Genomic DNA, 15,616 nt, shown 5'->3' on the forward strand with positions numbered 1-15,616 from the left:
ACTGTGCTGTGGCCGCTGATCAGGCCTTGCGGGCCGCCATTGCTTCCGCAAAACGTTCAAACAGGTAAAAGCTGTCTTGCGGGCCGGGGCTGGCTTCGGGGTGGTGCTGGACGGAATAAACCGGGCGATCCTTCATGCGGATGCCGCAGTTGGAGCCATCAAACAGCGAGACATGCGTCTCTTCCACACCCTCGGGCAGGGTTTGCGCATCGACCGCAAAGCCGTGGTTCATGGAGGTGATCTCAACCTTACCGGTTCCGTGTTCCTTGACCGGATGGTTGGCCCCGTGGTGACCGTGGTTCATCTTGGTGGTCTTTGCCCCCAATGCCAGTGCAAGCATCTGGTGGCCAAGACAAATCCCAAAGACCGGCAGGTCGGTCTTATCAAGGATGTCCTTGATCATCGGCACCGCATATTCACCGGTTGCTGCCGGGTCGCCGGGACCGTTGGAGAGGAACACACCATCGGGATTATGTGCCAGGACCTCTTCAGAGGTTGCCGTGGCGGGCAGCACGGTGACGTCACACCCGGCGGACGCAAGGCAGCGCAGGATGTTGCGTTTGGCGCCATAGTCGATGGCGACCACCTTGTGCTTGGGGTCCTCTTGACGGCTGTAGCCATCGGGCCATGCCCACCGCATCTCGTCCCAGCGGTAAGATTGCGCGCAAGTCACGTCCTTGGCGAGGTCCATGCCCTCAAGGCCGGGCCATGCACGCGCAGCGGCGACCAGCGCTTCGAGGTCAAAATTCCCGTCCGGGTTATGCTCCATCGCCACATGCGGCGCGCCTTGCTGGCGGATCGCACGGGTCAGACGGCGGGTATCCACGCCGCCAATGGCGATGCGGCCAGTGCGGGTGAGCCATGATTTCAGCTCTTCGGTGGCGCGCCAGTTCGAGGCCAGCGTCGGATCCCATTTCACCACCATCCCCGCGGCGACGGGGTCGGCGGTTTCGTCATCCTCGGGGGTGACGCCGGTATTGCCGATGTGGGGGAAGGTGAAGGTGACAACCTGACCCGCATAGGAGGGATCGGTCATGATTTCCTGATAGCCGGTCATTGCGGTGTTAAAGCACAGCTCGGCCACGCATCGCCCGGTGGCGCCGAACCCGTGTCCGTAGAACACGGTGCCATCTGCAAGGGCCAGGCAGGCGGTTGGCTTCGGCGAAACGGTTTCGACCATGACTCGACTCTCCATGCGGGCAAAATTCGCGCATCAATAAGTCTCGCATAGCGTGGGGTCAAGCACAGATAAGCCGATAACGGGCCTGCGTCGCGTGCAATCCCGAGAGCTTGAATGTTACCGCGGATTTGATTAATACTGCCTCTTCTTGTTCCACATGGACGAAGAGAACACATGGATACGCGAACTCGGGTCAACGAGGCCCTCAAGCAGGCGATGAAGGATAAGGCGATGGAACGCCTTTGCACTCTGCGTCTGATCAATGCTGCCATCAAGGACCGTGAAATCGCAGCGCGCGGTGACGGCGAAGAGGGCGGCATCGGCGACGAAGATATTCTCGCCATCCTCGGTAAGATGACCAAACAGCGCAAAGAAAGCGTGCGCGCCTATGAGGAGGGCGGACGGCTCGACCTTGCTGAGCGCGAGATGAATGAGATCGAGATCATCGAAGAGTTTCTGCCAAAGCAGCTCTCGGAGGATGAGGTGTCCAATGCGGTGAAAGCCGCTGTGAATGAGACCGGCGCCGAATCGATTCGCGACATGGGCAAAGTCATGGGCGCGCTGAAGGCCAAATACACCGGCCAAATGGATTTCGGCAAAGTTGGCCCGATGGTCAAAGATCAGCTCTGCTCGGCTGGTGGCTGCTGAGGCCAACGCCCAGAGCTTGACGATCAAGAATAGATAAACCCCGGTTCGAGACGCGAGCCGGGGTTTTTTGCTGCCGTTTAGTCCTGACGTGACGTGGCGGCAGGGCTCTGACGAATGGAATTTCGCAGATCCTCATACAGTGCCTTGCGCTCGTCTTCGGACAGGAACGCTCCGATTTCCACCTCTCGCCCGGCACCGCGCAGGGTTACGTAGTTAGGCACCGGCCCGCGCTCATGGTGCAGGGTGACCTCGGCCCAATGGCGATTGCAGCGCCAGCTTTGTGTGCTGCCGCGTCCATCGGAGCGGATCAACTCTGCGTCCTTCGGTCCAAGACGCAGCACCTCCAGCACCTGCGCATTGCGGCGGTTCTGATCGAGGGCGTATTTCATCCCGAATACGGCCAGCGTGAGAAATGGGATCAGCGCCCAGAACAACGGCGTGCCCATCAGTGGCAGCAGCGGCACTGTGATCAACGCAGCCGTCACCCCCAGAAAGCGTACATAGCCTTCGGGTTGGAGCGACTGATGGGGCCACAGGTGCAATTCGCCATCTTGATCGCTGGGGGGACGTGTCCAGTCATAGGGCATGGGGCGCATTTTAGCTCTCATGCGCAGGCTGTCGAGTGAAATGGCCGCCAGTTCTGGATCGGTGGCACAAAAGAAAACGCCCCGAAGCGCGAGGCTCCGGGGCGTTTTGATTTTAGGTCAGACCAGTCTTAGTGGCTGTGGCCTTTGTCCCAGTCTTCCTGCTTAGGCAGGGTTTCAAAGGTGTGCTCTGGCGGTGGGCAGGGCAGGGTCCATTCCAGCGTGTCAGCGTATTCGTTCCAGTAGTTGTTCTGGGTTACGCGTGCGCCACGCAGCAGCGAATAGATCACCACACCGAAGAAGAAGATGAAGGAGGCAAAGGACAGGAACGCGCCGTAGGACGAGATCTTGTTCCAATATGCAAAGCCTTCCGGATAGTCGATGTAACGGCGGGGCATGCCCTGACGACCCAAGAAGTGCTGCGGGAAGAACGTCAGGTTCGCGCCGATGAAGAACATCCAGAAGTGGATCTGCGCGCCCAGCTCGGAATACTGACGGCCAGTCATCTTGCCGAAGTAGAAGTAGATACCCGAGAAGATCGCAAAGACCGCACCGAGGCTCATCACGTAGTGGAAGTGTGCAACCACATAATAGGTGTCGTGATAGGCACGGTCGACCGCAGCCTGTGACAGAACCACACCGGTCACACCACCAACGGTGAACAGGAAGAGGAAGCCGAAGGCAAAGACCATCGGTGCCTTAAACTCGATGGAGCCGCCCCACATGGTTGCGATCCACGAGAAAACCTTCACCCCGGTCGGAACCGCAATCACCATAGTGGCGAGCATGAAGTAGGCCTGTTGGTTGAGGCTCATGCCGACGGTGTACATGTGGTGCGCCCAAACGACGAAGCCCAGAACACCAATCGCAATGATCGCCCAGACCATCGGCAGATAGCCAAACACCGGCTTGCGCGAGAAGGTGGCGATCACGTGAGAGATGATGCCAAAGCCCGGCAGGATCACGATGTACACTTCCGGGTGGCCGAAGAACCACAGGATGTGCTGATAGAGGATCGGGTCGCCGCCGCCTGCGGGGTCAAAGAAGGTGAACCCGAAGTTGCGGTCCATCAACAGCATGGTGATCGCGCCTGCCAGAACCGGCAGGGACAGAAGGATCAGCCAAGAGGTGACGAAGATCGACCAGCTGAACAGCGGCACCTTGAACAGGGTCATGCCGGGGGCACGCATGTTCAGGAAGGTGGTGATCATGTTGATCGCGCCGAGGATCGAGGAGGCACCGGAGACGTGCACGGCGAAGATCGCCAGATCCATCGAGAAACCGCCTTCTTTGACCGAAAGCGGCGGATACAGCACCCAGCCCACACCGGAGCCAAGCTGGTTGTTGCCACCCGGTGCAAAGACCGAGCACACCGCCAGCGCGGTACCGGCAACATACATCCAGAACGAAAGGTTGTTCATCCGCGGGAACGCCATGTCCGGCGCGCCGATCTGCAACGGCATGAAATAGTTGCCGAAACCGCCGAACAGGGCCGGGATGACGACAAAGAACATCATCAGGATGCCGTGGCCAGTAATCAGCACGTTCCAGAGATGGCCGTTCGGGGTACAGGGGTCGGAGGCAAAGCCTTCCATACACATGTATTGAACACCGGGATCCATAAGTTCGAGTCGCATGTAGACGGTGAATGCGACGGAAATGAAGCCGGTGAGCGCCGAAACGATCAGGTAAAGGATACCGATATCCTTGTGGTTCGTGCTCATAAACCAGCGGGTGAAAAAGCTCCGCTCGTCTTCGTGGCCGTGACCTTGAATGGCTGCGTCTGCCATTTGGGTGCCTCCTGTTAATACTCCTCAGAGACCGCACGAGGGATTCCCGGCGGCTCTGGACTCTTGCCGGTTTTAGAATGGCCTGCCCGGCCCTTCAATGGCGGAGTTTGATCTGGATCAAGAATAATTGTCGCGCCCCCTTGAGTTTTTTGCCGGCCTTACGGTCGAATCCGGTCTACGCGATGCCTCGAGCGTAGCGGTCGCGGCGGGCATAGACCAGTTGCTTGACCGCATCTGCAGAGACTGCGACACCCAAGCATGACGCCTGCGTTGGGCCTTTGATACGGAGAGAGTCGACCATGACCGCCTATGATGACGACAATATTTTCGCAAAAATCCTGCGCGGTGAGATCCCCTCCACCCGCGTTTATGAGGATGACGACACGCTGGCCTTTATGGATATTATGCCACGCGTTGACGGGCATCTGCTGGTGATCCCCAAAACACCCTGCCGAAACGTGCTGGATGCCAACCCCGCGCAACTGGAGGCTGTAATCCGCACCGTGCAAAAGCTCGCACAGGCCAGCAAGGCTGCTTTTGATGCAGATGGGGTTACGATCCAGCAATTCAACGAGGCCGCAGGCGGGCAGGAAGTTTTCCATCTGCATTTCCACGTATTGCCTCGTCACGAGGGAGTCTCTCCGCGCGCGCCGGGGCAAATGGGCGATATGGATGCAATCGCCGCCCACGCCGAGAAAATTCGCGCTGCACTCTAAGGGCGCTGATCTCGCGACATTTCAAACAATTGAATGGAGGTCATAGTGGCCAAAATCGCACATAGTATGATCCGTGTTCTTGATGAGGCCGCCTCTGTGGCCTTCTACAAAGCGGCTTTTGACATGGAAATCGCCGACCGTCTTGATTTCGATGATTTCACGCTGATCTATCTGACCGCGCCCGAAGGCAGCTTTGAGCTGGAACTGACAATCAACAAAGCACAGAGCGAGCCTTATGAGTTGGGCAATGGCTATGGCCATTTGGCGCTGGTGGTTGGGGATCTTGAACATGCCCGCGCCAAGGTCGAGGCAGCCGGTGGCGCGCCGCGTGATATCGTGGACTTCCGCCCCGCCGGAGAGCGTGTCGCGCGGTTCTTCTTTGTTGCGGACCCTGATGGCTATCAGATCGAAGTGATCGAGGCAGGCGGGCGTTTCCGTTAAGGCACTCTACGAGAGCCGTCACCGCGACAAAGAAAAAGGGCGCTTCGGGCGCCCTTTTTGCTGTCGTTTTTTGTAGCAAGCTGCGGTGTCAGTCGACGTCTTTATAGGAAATCTCACGCGAGTCTGCGCCTTCGCCCATTTTGTCGCGGCGCACGATCAGGCGGTTAAGTGCGTCGATATAGGCCATGGCGGAGGCCACAACCGTATCGGTGTTGGCGCTGTCGCCGGTGGCGATGACGCCATCTTCTTCGAGGCGCACAGAAACCGTCGCCTGTGCGTCAGTGCCTTCGGTCACCGCATGTACCTGATAAAGCTGCAGATGCGCGGCGTTGGGGTGGATCTTGCGGATCGCCTTAAAGGTCGCATCCACCGGACCGTCACCCTCGGCGGTTTCCGTCACGTCCTTGCCGTCGACTTCCATCTCGACAGTGGATTCTGCCGGACCACCGGTGCCGCAAACCACCTTCATCGAGACCAGCTTCAGATGATCATCTTCATCGCCGCTGGTGCGCATGAGCGCGATAATGTCGTCGTCAAAGACTTCTTTCTTGCGGTCGGCCAGCTCCTTGAAGCGGACAAACAAGTCCTTGAGCTGGTTGTCGCCGACCTCGTAGCCGAGATTGGTGAGTTTGTCGCGCAGCGCCGCGCGGCCCGAATGTTTGCCCAAAGGAAGCGAGGTCCCCGCAAGACCCACGTCCTCGGGGCGCATGATCTCAAAGGTTTCCTTGTTCTTGAGCATACCGTCCTGGTGAATGCCGCTCTCATGGGCAAAGGCGTTCTTGCCGACAATGGCCTTGTTGAACTGCACGTTGAACCCCGAAACCGTGGCGACTCGGCGCGAGATATGCATGATTTTCTTGGTGTCGATCCCGGTCTGGAACGGCATGATGTCGTTGCGCACGCGCATCGCCATGACCACCTCTTCCAGCGCGGTGTTGCCCGCGCGTTCGCCAAGACCGTTGATGGTGCACTCGATCTGGCGCGCGCCCGCTTCGACAGCTGCCAGCGAATTCGCGGTCGCCATGCCAAGGTCGTTGTGGCAGTGGGTTGCAAAGACAATCTCGTCCGCGCCGGGCACGGTTTCAATCAGGCGACGGATCAGATCAGCGCTTTCGCGCGGGGCGGTGTAGCCTACCGTGTCGGGGATGTTGATGGTGGTCGCACCCGCCTTGATGGCGATCTCAATCACCCGGCAGAGGTAATCCCACTCAGTACGGGTCGCGTCCATCGGCGACCATTGTACGTTATCCACCAGATTGCGCGCATGGGTCACTGTGTCGTGGATGCGCTCGGCCATCTCATCCATGGTGAGGTTCGGAATCGCGCGGTGCAGTGGCGAGGTGCCAATAAACGTATGGATGCGCGGCTTGGCGGCTTTGCGCACGGCCTCGGCGCAGCGGTCGATGTCCTTGAGGTTGGCGCGGGCCAGACCACAGATCACGGAATTCTTGGAGCGTTCTGCGATCTCGCTCACAGCCTTGAAATCGCCCTCAGAGGCGATCGGAAAGCCTGCCTCGATAATATCGACGCCCATATCGTCCAGAAGCTCGGCAATTTCGAGCTTTTCATCATGGGTCATGGTGGCGCCGGGGCTCTGCTCGCCATCACGCAGGGTGGTGTCAAAAATGAGAACGCGATCCTGCGGGTTCACGGTGTCGGTAATGCTGGTCATGTCAGATGTCTTTCTTGCTCTGATCCCCGGGGACGTCAGGCGTTGTGTTCGGGGGGTAGGGTCCAATCCTTGGCGCGCATGCACATCCTCTGAGCGGGCGCGCCGGATGGCACGCTCAGAGGCGGATTAGGAGCAGTAGGCCACGCGAAAGCGCGCTGCAGGTGGCAGCGTCGGCAATCTGGATATGCGGATACGTGGTCATGGGCTGAGTTATACAGGCCATGCGCCGAATGAAAAGGGACAAATTTCTCTGCGCTGCAGCGACCGTGGTGTGCTGAGACTTCGGTTGGATTTGGATATTTATAAGAAGTTGAAAGCAAAGAGTGGAATTCCCCGCGCATCACGCCAGTTATGCCGGTCATGACACGGCTTGTATTAGTATTGGGCGACCAGCTGTCCGAAGTATTATCAGCGCTGAAGGCGGCTGATCCCGCACGCGATGTGGTGGTCATGGCCGAAGTGCTGGATGAGGGCACATATGTGCCGCATCATCCCAAAAAGATCGCTCTGGTTCTGGCAGCGATGCGCAAGTTTGCGGCCCATTTGCGTGCGCAGGGCTGGCAGGTGGCCTATCGCCGTCTGGACGAGGACGGCGCTGACAGCATCGTGGGGGAGCTGTTGCGACGGGCCGAGGAGTTTGACGCCTCCGAGGTGCTGGCCACCACGCCCGGCGAGTGGCGGCTGATCCGCGCGCTGAAATACGCACCGCTCAAGGTTCATTTCCACGCGGATGATCGGTTTCTGGCGACACGCGCGGATTTTGCCGATTGGGCAGCGGGAAAAAAGCAGCTCCGGATGGAGTATTTCTATCGGTTGATGCGCAAGAAAACCGGCCTTTTGATGGAGGGGGACGACCCGGCGGGTGGCAAGTGGAACTATGACGCGGAGAACCGCAAAGCGCCACCAAAGGAGATCGACCATGCTGGCCCGCCCCGGTTTGAGCCAGATAACGACGTCAAGGACGTGCTGGATCTGGTCGAGGCACGATTTGGCAAGCATTTTGGCGAATTGCGCCCGTTCTGGTTTGCCACCACCCGCGATCAGGCGTTGGAGGCGCTGGCGCATTTCATCACCCATGCCCTGCCACAGTTTGGTGATTTTCAGGACGCTATGATGACGGATGAGCGCTGGCTCTATCATTCGATCCTGTCGCCCTATCTGAACATTGGCCTGCTGTCACCGCTGGAGGTCTGCGAGGCCGCAGAGGCAGAATGGCAGGCGGGTCGCGCGCCGCTCAACGCGGTGGAGGGGTTCATTCGCCAGATCCTCGGCTGGCGCGAATTTGTGCGCGGCATCTATTTCATCGAGGGTGAGGATTACCCCAGTCGCAACGCGCTGGGTCAGACGCGCGCCTTGCCATCGCTCTATTGGGGGGCGGAAACAGAGATGCAGTGCCTGTCGCAAGTGGTGCGGCAAACACAGGAAGAGGCCTATGCTCACCATATCCAGCGCCTGATGGTGACCGGCAATTTTGCATTGCTGGCCGGGGTCGATCCCGCCGAGGTGCACGACTGGTATCTGGCGGTCTATGCGGATGCGTTTGAATGGGTGGAGGCCCCCAATACGGTCGGTATGAGCCAGTTTGCCGATGGCGGCATCATTGCCTCCAAACCCTATGTGTCCAGCGGCGCCTATATCGACAGAATGTCCAATTATTGTGCCAGTTGCGCCTATAAGGTGAAGCAGAAAACGGGCGAGGGGGCCTGTCCGTTCAATTTGCTTTACTGGCATTTTCTGAACCGTCACCGGGATCGGTTCGAGGGCAATCCGCGTATGGGCAATATGTACCGCACATGGGGCAGGATGGACGCTGACAAGCGAGATGTGATCTTGCAGGAGGCCGACGCGTTCCTTGCCAAACTGGAGGCGGGCGAAAAGGTTTAGCGGGTTCTGTTCATCCAGAACTTGCGCCATCTGTCTTCTGTCTCGGGCGACAGTTCGGCGAGCGCCAGAGCATTCGGTGCCAGTTTGGGCAAATCCTTGGCGAGTTTGTCGGGGGCGCGTGCCGAGCGTTCCATCATATCAAGCGCGATATTGGCCCAGACATTGCGCCCCTCCGGCGTTGGGGCGGCAAAGGCGCAGAGATAAGCGAGATAACCAAACTCCGTGCCGCGCCCAAGCCCGTGGCGCATTGAGTATGCTTTTGCTTTTAGTCTCAGGGACAAGGGTTTAGGCGGCTCATTTATTGTGGGCAACTTTTGAACAAGTTCCAGGTTCACAGCCCGCCCATGCGGAAACATGACGTCAAAACGTCCATGATACACATGCCGCATATAGTTTGAATATTGGCTCACCGTATCGTTGGCAAAGCGCAATTCCTGCGCGTTTTTTGATAGAAGCGCGCCGAGGTGAATTTGTTCTATATTGTCAATTTTTAGATCACCTATTGAGGCCATATGCGACTCTAATGATTGATTTATGAAATCAATTTCTGCCGCTGTCAGGCCTAAAACCCCTGTGTTCAGGACTTCGGTACTGCTGTGAATATGGGCCTCAAGCGCGGTGCCTTTGCAGGCGTCAATGATGGGCGCCCAGTCCGGGCGTCCCGCCAGCCAGCCGTCGCGATCATAGAACAGGGGCACCTGCCTCGCGATGCGCTCGGTCATCTCACGGGGCGGCGCCTTAAACGCAGTGTCCGTCGCCACCCAGCAGACCGGGGCGGTGCTTTCTGAAAGGGCCAGTTTGAGCGCATGAAGCTGCGCGCGGGCAGGTGTGCGCCCGGCGTCCGTCCACTGTGCGATTTGATCGGCTGACAGGATATGATGGCGCACGGGCAAATCCGTGCGGCGATTGGCCTCATCGCACATCAGCAGGATCTCCACCCCCTCCAGCCCCTGTTTCAGGGCGGAGAGGATGCTGTAAGAGAGCTGCTGTTGTTGGCGCAGCGCGCGCCCAAAGACAAGATAAAGGAGCGTGGCCATGCGAAGAGTTAGTCGCTGCCGCCTTCAGTTTCAGCCGGTTGGTCGGCTGTGGATTTCAGCGCGCCATTCTCCCAAGTGCCGGAGGCCTCTTGGCCAGAGGCGTAACGCATGGTGCCCGGCCCCTGACGTTTGGAATCCACGAAATTGCCCTCGTAGATGTCGCCATTGGCATACGTGGCAATGCCCTTGCCGCTGATCTTGCCCTCGGACCATTCGCCCTCATAGCTGAAACCATCGGGACGGGTGATTTTACCGGTGCCATGGCGCTGACCATTTGCAAACTCGCCCTCATAGACCGAGCCATCCGCATAGGTCACTTTGGCCTCGCCGTGGCGCAGGCTGTCTTTCCAGCCGCCCTCATAGCGGTAGCCTTCGGGTGAGGTCATCACGCCTTGACCGTCGTTCTTGGCGTTTTTGAAACTGCCTTCGTAGATTGCGCCATTTGCATAGGTGGCTTTGCCTTCGCCCTCAATGACGCCAGCGACCCATTCGCCCTCATAGGTGGAGCCATCGGGGTAGGTGATTTTGCCGGTGCCATGGGCCAGATCATCGCGGAAATCGCCCACATAGACCGATCCGTCGGGATAGGTCACCTCGCCTTGGCCTTCGATCTGGCCCGCCTGCCACTGGCCAGTGTAGATATAGCCATCGGTGCCAGTGAATGTCCCCTGACCCTGCCGCAGGTCATCCTCAAACCGGCCTTCGTACCTATCGCCATTGGCATAGCGCAGGATGCCTTCGCCATGGCGGCGGCCATTGACCAGCGGACCCTCATAGACGTCGCCGTTGGGTTGGGTCAGCGTGCCGGTGCCGTTCATCTGATCGTCAGCCCATTCGCCCTCATACTTCAGCCCGTCCGGCATCACCAACGTGCCAAGCCCGTCGAGTTTGCCGTCCTTGATGCCGCCCTGATAGGTGGTGCCATCGGGATAGGTGATCTTGCCGGTGCCTTCTTTACGCCCCTCAATCCAATCGCCTTCATACTGATAACCGCCGGGGTTTTGCATAATGCCGCGACCATGATGCTTGGCGTTGACGAATGCGCCCTCGTAGCGCACGCCATTGGCGTAGATCGCGATGCCTTGGCCGTTGATCACGCCGTTTTGCCATTCGCCCTCATAGGTGCCGCCATCGGCAAAGGTGATCTTGCCCAGACCTTCGGGTTTGCCCTTGGAGAAATCCCCCTCATAGACGGAGCCATTGGGAAAGCGCGCGATACCCTTGCCGCGAATTTCGCCATCGACCCATTGGCCGGAGTATTCATATCCATTGGGCAATTTATAAGTGCCCTGACCATGTTGCAGCCCGCCCTTGAACTCCCCCTCATAGACGCCGCCGATTTCGTCTTGGGTGGTCAGGACCTGTCCGTCCTGTGCAAATGCGGGAGCCCCGACACCCGCAGCGGTCAGCGCCAGCAGGGAAGTCAGGATAAGTGTGGAGCCGATGCGGATCATGGAAACCTCAGTTGCCTCAAGTTCTTCGAGAGCTGCCTGGAAATTGGGTTGCTTGACCGCGAACCTATGTCAGCGGCGATCTGGTCGCAACGGTTTTGCCCCCTTAGGCTTCCCCTTCGGCGGGGATCTGATACATGGCTGGGTAAGAGATGAATTCGAGGACCCGTAAGATGGCCGATAGTTTTCGCATCACGCTTGCGCAATTGAACCCGACCGTTGGCGATTTGGCTGGCAATGCCGCCAAGGCGCTCAGCGCATGGCAAGAGGGGCGCGACGCCGGGGCTGACCTTGTGGCGCTGCCGGAGATGTTCATTACCGGCTACAATACGCAGGATCTGGTGATGAAACCGGCCTTTCATCAGGCCGCAATTGCCGAGGTGGAGACACTGGCCGCGGCTACGGCAGAGGGTCCGGCGCTGGCGATTGGCAGCCCGTGGGTTGAGGATGGCAAGCTTTTCAACGCCTACTTGATCCTGAAGGGTGGCAAGATCGCGTCCAAATGCCTGAAACACCACCTGCCGAATGAAACGGTGTTCGACGAGGTGCGGATTTTTGATGCCGGGCCGTTGGGCGGGCCATATTCCGTTGGCAATACCCGTATAGGCAGCCCGATTTGCGAGGACGGCTGGCATGAGGATGTCGCCGAGACGCTAGAAGAAACCGGTGCCGAGTTCCTGCTGATCCCCAACGGTTCGCCCTATTATCGCGGCAAGATGGAAACCCGCTACAACCACATGGTGGCCCGCGCGGTCGAGACTGGCCTGCCGGTGATCTATCTCAATATGGTGGGCGGTCAGGACGATCAGGTCTTTGACGGTGGGACATTTGCGCTCAACCCGCATGGCGCATTGGCGGTTCAGTTGCCGGTCTTTGACGAATGCATCGCGCAGCTCGATCTGGAGCGCACGGCCGATGGCTGGCGCATCAAAGAGGGCGAGAAGGCGCATCTGCCCGATGCGTGGGAGCAGGACTATCGCACCATGGTGCTGTCCTTGCGCGACTATATGGGCAAGACCGGGTTCAAGAAAGCGCTGCTGGGTCTCTCGGGCGGTGTGGACTCTGCCATCGTGGCCGCCATCGCGGTCGATGCGCTGGGCGCGCAGAACGTGCGCTGCGTCATGCTGCCCTCGGAATATACCTCCAAGGACTCGCTGGAGGATGCCGAGGCCGTCGCCAAGGCGCTGGGCGTGCATTACGACTATGTGCCAATTTCAGAGGGGCGCGAAGCGATCACCAACACGCTTGCACCGCTCTTTGCGGGGCGTGACGCGGATCTCACCGAAGAAAACATCCAGTCCCGCCTGCGCGGGCTCTTGTTGATGGCAATGTCCAACAAATTTGGCGAGATGCTGCTGACCACCGGCAATAAATCCGAGGTCGCAGTGGGTTACGCCACCATCTACGGCGATATGAACGGCGGCTATAACCCGATCAAGGATCTCTACAAGACACGGGTCTTTGAAACCTGCCGCTGGCGCAACGCCAATCACCGCGACTGGATGATGGGCCCTTCGGGCGAGGTGATCCGCCCCAATGTCATCGACAAGCCCCCCTCGGCCGAGTTGCGCGAAGATCAAAAAGACAGCGATTCCCTGCCGGACTATCCCGAACTGGATGCGATTCTCGATATCCTTGTGGATCAGGACGGATCGATCGCGGATTGCGTCGCTGCAGGCTTTGATCGCGACGTGGCAAAACGGGTCGAGCACCTGCTTTATATGAGCGAATACAAACGCTTTCAGTCCGCCCCCGGTGCCCGCCTGACCAAACGCGCCTTCTGGCTTGATCGGCGCTATCCGATTGTCAATCGCTGGCGTGACCCCAGCTGAAAAACGCTGCGGCGCATTCGGAAAACAAGGTGGTTCCGGCCTTGATTGAGGCCGGAAGAACACAGGCCAGAGGAACTGGCCGACAGAGCCTTATACGCGGCTAGACCCGCTCTTTGCCCACGGACTAGAACTGACCCATGCCCGGACCACAGCTGCCTCATTTCAATTCGGACCGCGTGCTGCCAAACGCGGTTGATGTCGTCGTGATCGGCGGTGGAATCGTTGGCGCATCCACGGCGCTGGAACTCGCTGAACGGGGCCATTCGGTGCTGTTGTGCGAAAAGGGTCAGATTGCGGGCGAACAAAGCTCACGCAATTGGGGCTGGGTGCGCATGTCGCAGCGTGACCCCCGCGAGATGGAACTGATGACCCATTCCCAGCGCATCTGGGAGGGGCTCGACGCACGTACCGGCTACGCGACGGGCTATGCTAAACGCGGCATCATGTTCACCGCAGGCAGCCGCAAGCGCGAGGCGGAGTTGTTGGCCTGGGCAGAGCATCTCAAGGCGATTGGTGGCGAAGGCCATATGCTGCGCGGCGCGGCGCTAGAGGCACTAACACCGGGTTATGGCCATCGGTTGCGCGCGGGCTTTCATACACCTCAGGACGGCTGCGCCGAACCGCAGATGGCCACGCATGCAATTGCTTCGGCTGCGCGCGACAAAGGGGCCGTGGTGGTCGCTGGCTGTGCTGTGCGCACGCTGGATGTGGAAGCCGGGCGCATTCGGGGTGTTGTCACCGAAAAAGGCCGCGTGACAGCAACGGCTGTTGTAGTTGCGGGCGGGGCCTGGTCGCGCCTGTTCCTGCGCAACGAGGGCATCTTCCTGCCACAACTCAAGGTGCTCAATTCCGTGATGCGCCTCTCTCCGGTCGAGGGTGTGCCGGAAACCGCGCTCTGGGCGGCGGGCTTTGGTCTGCGCAAACGTGCAGATGGCGGCTATACCGTTGCCTCGGGCGGTGAAAACACCTTTGACATCGTGCCCGACACGTTTCGCATCGGGCACCGCTTTATTCCCGCCTTCCTGCAGGATGTCACCGCCTTGCGGTTTCGCCTGTCCAACCGCTGGCGCATTGAGGCCCGCGAGGCCCGCCCCTGGACTGGGCAGGATCGTACCGCCTTTGAGGAAACCCGCGTGCTTGATCCTCAGCCCTCACAAAAGGCGCTGCGCCGTGGGCTTGCAGCGGTGCGCGACGCTTTCCCAGCACTGGAAAAGGCCGATGTCACCCAAAGCTGGGGGGGCCTGATTGATGTGACCCCGGATGAAATTCCGGTGATCTCCGAAGTGCAGGCCCGCCCCGGCTTGTTTGTCTCTACGGGCTACAGCGGGCACGGCTTCGGTCTTGGACCCGGTGCCGGGCGGCTCACTGCGGATCTGGTGACGGGGGACGCGCCCATCGTGGACCCGCGCCCCTTCCGCCTAAGCCGCTTTGGGTCTTAACCCATCATCTGATAGCTGACCGGGACAAACCTGAACCCGTCGCCCCGCGTCTCCACATAGCCCGCAGCCGGGAACGGCATATGGTAGCCGATCATCGGCGTGCGGCTGTCCGCCAGCATTGAGAGCACCCGCCGCCGCGTTGCCGAGGCCGCATCCTTGTCGGTGTCAAAACTGGTCTGCCATTCGGGATGAGCAAAGGGGAACACATAGTGATTGGCCAGATCCGCTGTCAGCAGCAGTTGCTGCCCGCCGCTCTCGATCATGTAGACCATATGTCCCGGCGTATGCCCAAAGGCCGCCATGCCGGTCACGCCCGAGGCCACCGCGCCGCCATCCTCGATAAAACTCATCTTCTCGGCCTGCGGTGTCACCTTGGCCCGCACCCGATCCGCGCCGCCATTGCCCTCGGGCAGCCCGGTCCAATGGTCGTATTCCGCCGCCGCCGTCACATAGCGCGCATTGGGAAATGTCACAGCGCCGCTGTCGTCGGTCATGCCGCCGATGTGGTCGCCATGCATATGGGTCAGCACCACCACATCAATCTCGTCGGGTGTCACGCCCGCATCCGCCAGCGCCGAAGTGATGCCGCCCGCGTTGAGGCCGGTATCAAACAGGATTTTCTCTGACCCCGTATCGACCAGCGTCGGGGTGAAATAGAACTGCGCGCTGGTGTCAGAAATGAAATTCTCCTCAGCGACCTGCGTAAACGCTTCATCCGAGGCCCCGCCGCCAAAGATATCTTTCACCCCATCGCGCCCGGTGCTGCCCGCCAGCAGGCTGTGCACGGTATAATCGCCAACCTTGAAGGCGCGGGCATGCAAGGGTTTCATGGCGCCCCCTTCACCAGCGGCCCGCAGGGGCGCAGCAACACTGGCGGCAATCGGGACGGCGGCGGCACCGGCCAGCGCGGCACGGCGGGATAGCTTTATTGTCATCCTCTTG

The 15,616-nt window shown here is 59.5% G+C and carries 13 protein-coding genes; 6 read left to right on the forward strand and 7 right to left on the reverse strand.

Annotated features, from left to right (window positions below):
• Positions 1 to 19: 19 nt before the first annotated feature.
• Complete coding sequence (carA, locus tag QNI81_RS02435; protein WP_009176391.1) at positions 20 to 1,180, reverse strand: glutamine-hydrolyzing carbamoyl-phosphate synthase small subunit; 1,161 nt, start codon at positions 1,178 to 1,180, stop codon at positions 20 to 22.
• A 174-nt stretch (positions 1,181 to 1,354) separates the two neighbouring features.
• Between carA and QNI81_RS02440 the strand changes: the two genes are divergently transcribed.
• On the forward strand, positions 1,355 to 1,828 hold the full coding sequence (locus tag QNI81_RS02440; protein WP_005618666.1) for a GatB/YqeY domain-containing protein: 474 nt from the start codon (positions 1,355 to 1,357) through the stop codon (positions 1,826 to 1,828).
• A 77-nt stretch (positions 1,829 to 1,905) separates the two neighbouring features.
• Here the strand turns inward: QNI81_RS02440 and QNI81_RS02445 are convergent, their stop codons facing one another.
• Together QNI81_RS02445 and QNI81_RS02450 are read right to left on the reverse strand one after the other, a co-directional pair.
• Positions 1,906 to 2,424 carry a DUF2244 domain-containing protein gene (locus QNI81_RS02445; protein ID WP_283967243.1) on the reverse strand — a complete coding sequence of 173 codons (519 nt, stop codon included), beginning with the start codon at positions 2,422 to 2,424 and terminating at the stop codon, positions 1,906 to 1,908.
• Between the two features lie 119 nt (positions 2,425 to 2,543).
• A complete protein-coding gene (locus tag QNI81_RS02450) occupies positions 2,544 to 4,202 on the reverse strand; it encodes a cytochrome c oxidase subunit I (RefSeq protein WP_009177030.1) in 1,659 nt (552 codons plus the stop codon).
• Positions 4,203 to 4,501: 299 nt separating this feature from the next.
• Here QNI81_RS02450 and QNI81_RS02455 point away from each other — a divergent pair, with 299 nt between their 5' ends.
• Positions 4,502 to 4,918 (forward strand): HIT family protein, encoded by a 417-nt coding sequence (locus tag QNI81_RS02455; protein WP_283967244.1) that lies wholly within the window; start codon positions 4,502 to 4,504, stop codon positions 4,916 to 4,918.
• Between the two features lie 45 nt (positions 4,919 to 4,963).
• Complete coding sequence (locus QNI81_RS02460) at positions 4,964 to 5,359, forward strand: VOC family protein (protein WP_283967245.1); 396 nt, start codon at positions 4,964 to 4,966, stop codon at positions 5,357 to 5,359.
• An 88-nt stretch (positions 5,360 to 5,447) separates the two neighbouring features.
• Here QNI81_RS02460 and QNI81_RS02465 read toward each other — a convergent pair whose 3' ends face one another.
• Entirely contained in the window at positions 5,448 to 7,031 is a 1,584-nt protein-coding gene (locus QNI81_RS02465) for a 2-isopropylmalate synthase (protein ID WP_283967246.1), read from the reverse strand.
• Positions 7,032 to 7,391: 360 nt separating this feature from the next.
• On the opposite strand from QNI81_RS02465, the gene QNI81_RS02470 reads away from it, so the two are divergent.
• Positions 7,392 to 8,915: a cryptochrome/photolyase family protein gene (locus QNI81_RS02470; RefSeq protein WP_283967247.1), complete on the forward strand. Its 1,524-nt coding sequence runs from the start codon at positions 7,392 to 7,394 to the stop codon at positions 8,913 to 8,915.
• On the opposite strand, the gene QNI81_RS02475 is transcribed toward QNI81_RS02470, so the two are convergent.
• Together QNI81_RS02475 and QNI81_RS02480 are read right to left on the reverse strand one after the other, a co-directional pair.
• Positions 8,912 to 9,952: a hypothetical protein gene (locus QNI81_RS02475; protein ID WP_283967248.1), complete on the reverse strand. Its 1,041-nt coding sequence runs from the start codon at positions 9,950 to 9,952 to the stop codon at positions 8,912 to 8,914. The two genes, QNI81_RS02470 and QNI81_RS02475, sit on opposite strands and share 4 nt — an antisense overlap.
• Positions 9,953 to 9,960: 8 nt before the next feature.
• Positions 9,961 to 11,406 (reverse strand): MORN repeat-containing protein, encoded by a 1,446-nt coding sequence (locus tag QNI81_RS02480; RefSeq protein ID WP_283967249.1) that lies wholly within the window; start codon positions 11,404 to 11,406, stop codon positions 9,961 to 9,963.
• 170 nt (positions 11,407 to 11,576) lie between these two features.
• Between QNI81_RS02480 and QNI81_RS02485 the strand changes: the two genes are divergently transcribed.
• Positions 11,577 to 13,235, forward strand: a complete 1,659-nt coding sequence (locus QNI81_RS02485) for an NAD+ synthase (RefSeq protein ID WP_283967250.1) — start codon at positions 11,577 to 11,579, stop codon at positions 13,233 to 13,235.
• A 137-nt stretch (positions 13,236 to 13,372) separates the two neighbouring features.
• Entirely contained in the window at positions 13,373 to 14,674 is a 1,302-nt protein-coding gene (locus tag QNI81_RS02490) for an NAD(P)/FAD-dependent oxidoreductase (RefSeq protein ID WP_114961622.1), read from the forward strand.
• On the opposite strand, the gene QNI81_RS02495 is transcribed toward QNI81_RS02490, so the two are convergent.
• Positions 14,671 to 15,609, reverse strand: coding sequence for an MBL fold metallo-hydrolase (locus QNI81_RS02495; RefSeq protein ID WP_283967251.1), 939 nt, complete (start codon positions 15,607 to 15,609; stop codon positions 14,671 to 14,673). The two genes, QNI81_RS02490 and QNI81_RS02495, sit on opposite strands and share 4 nt — an antisense overlap.
• Between the last annotated feature and the right edge of the window lie 7 nt (positions 15,610 to 15,616).

It is taken from the genome of Tritonibacter sp. AK171 (assembly GCF_030127025.1).
GTDB lineage: Bacteria > Pseudomonadota > Alphaproteobacteria > Rhodobacterales > Rhodobacteraceae > Epibacterium > Epibacterium mobile.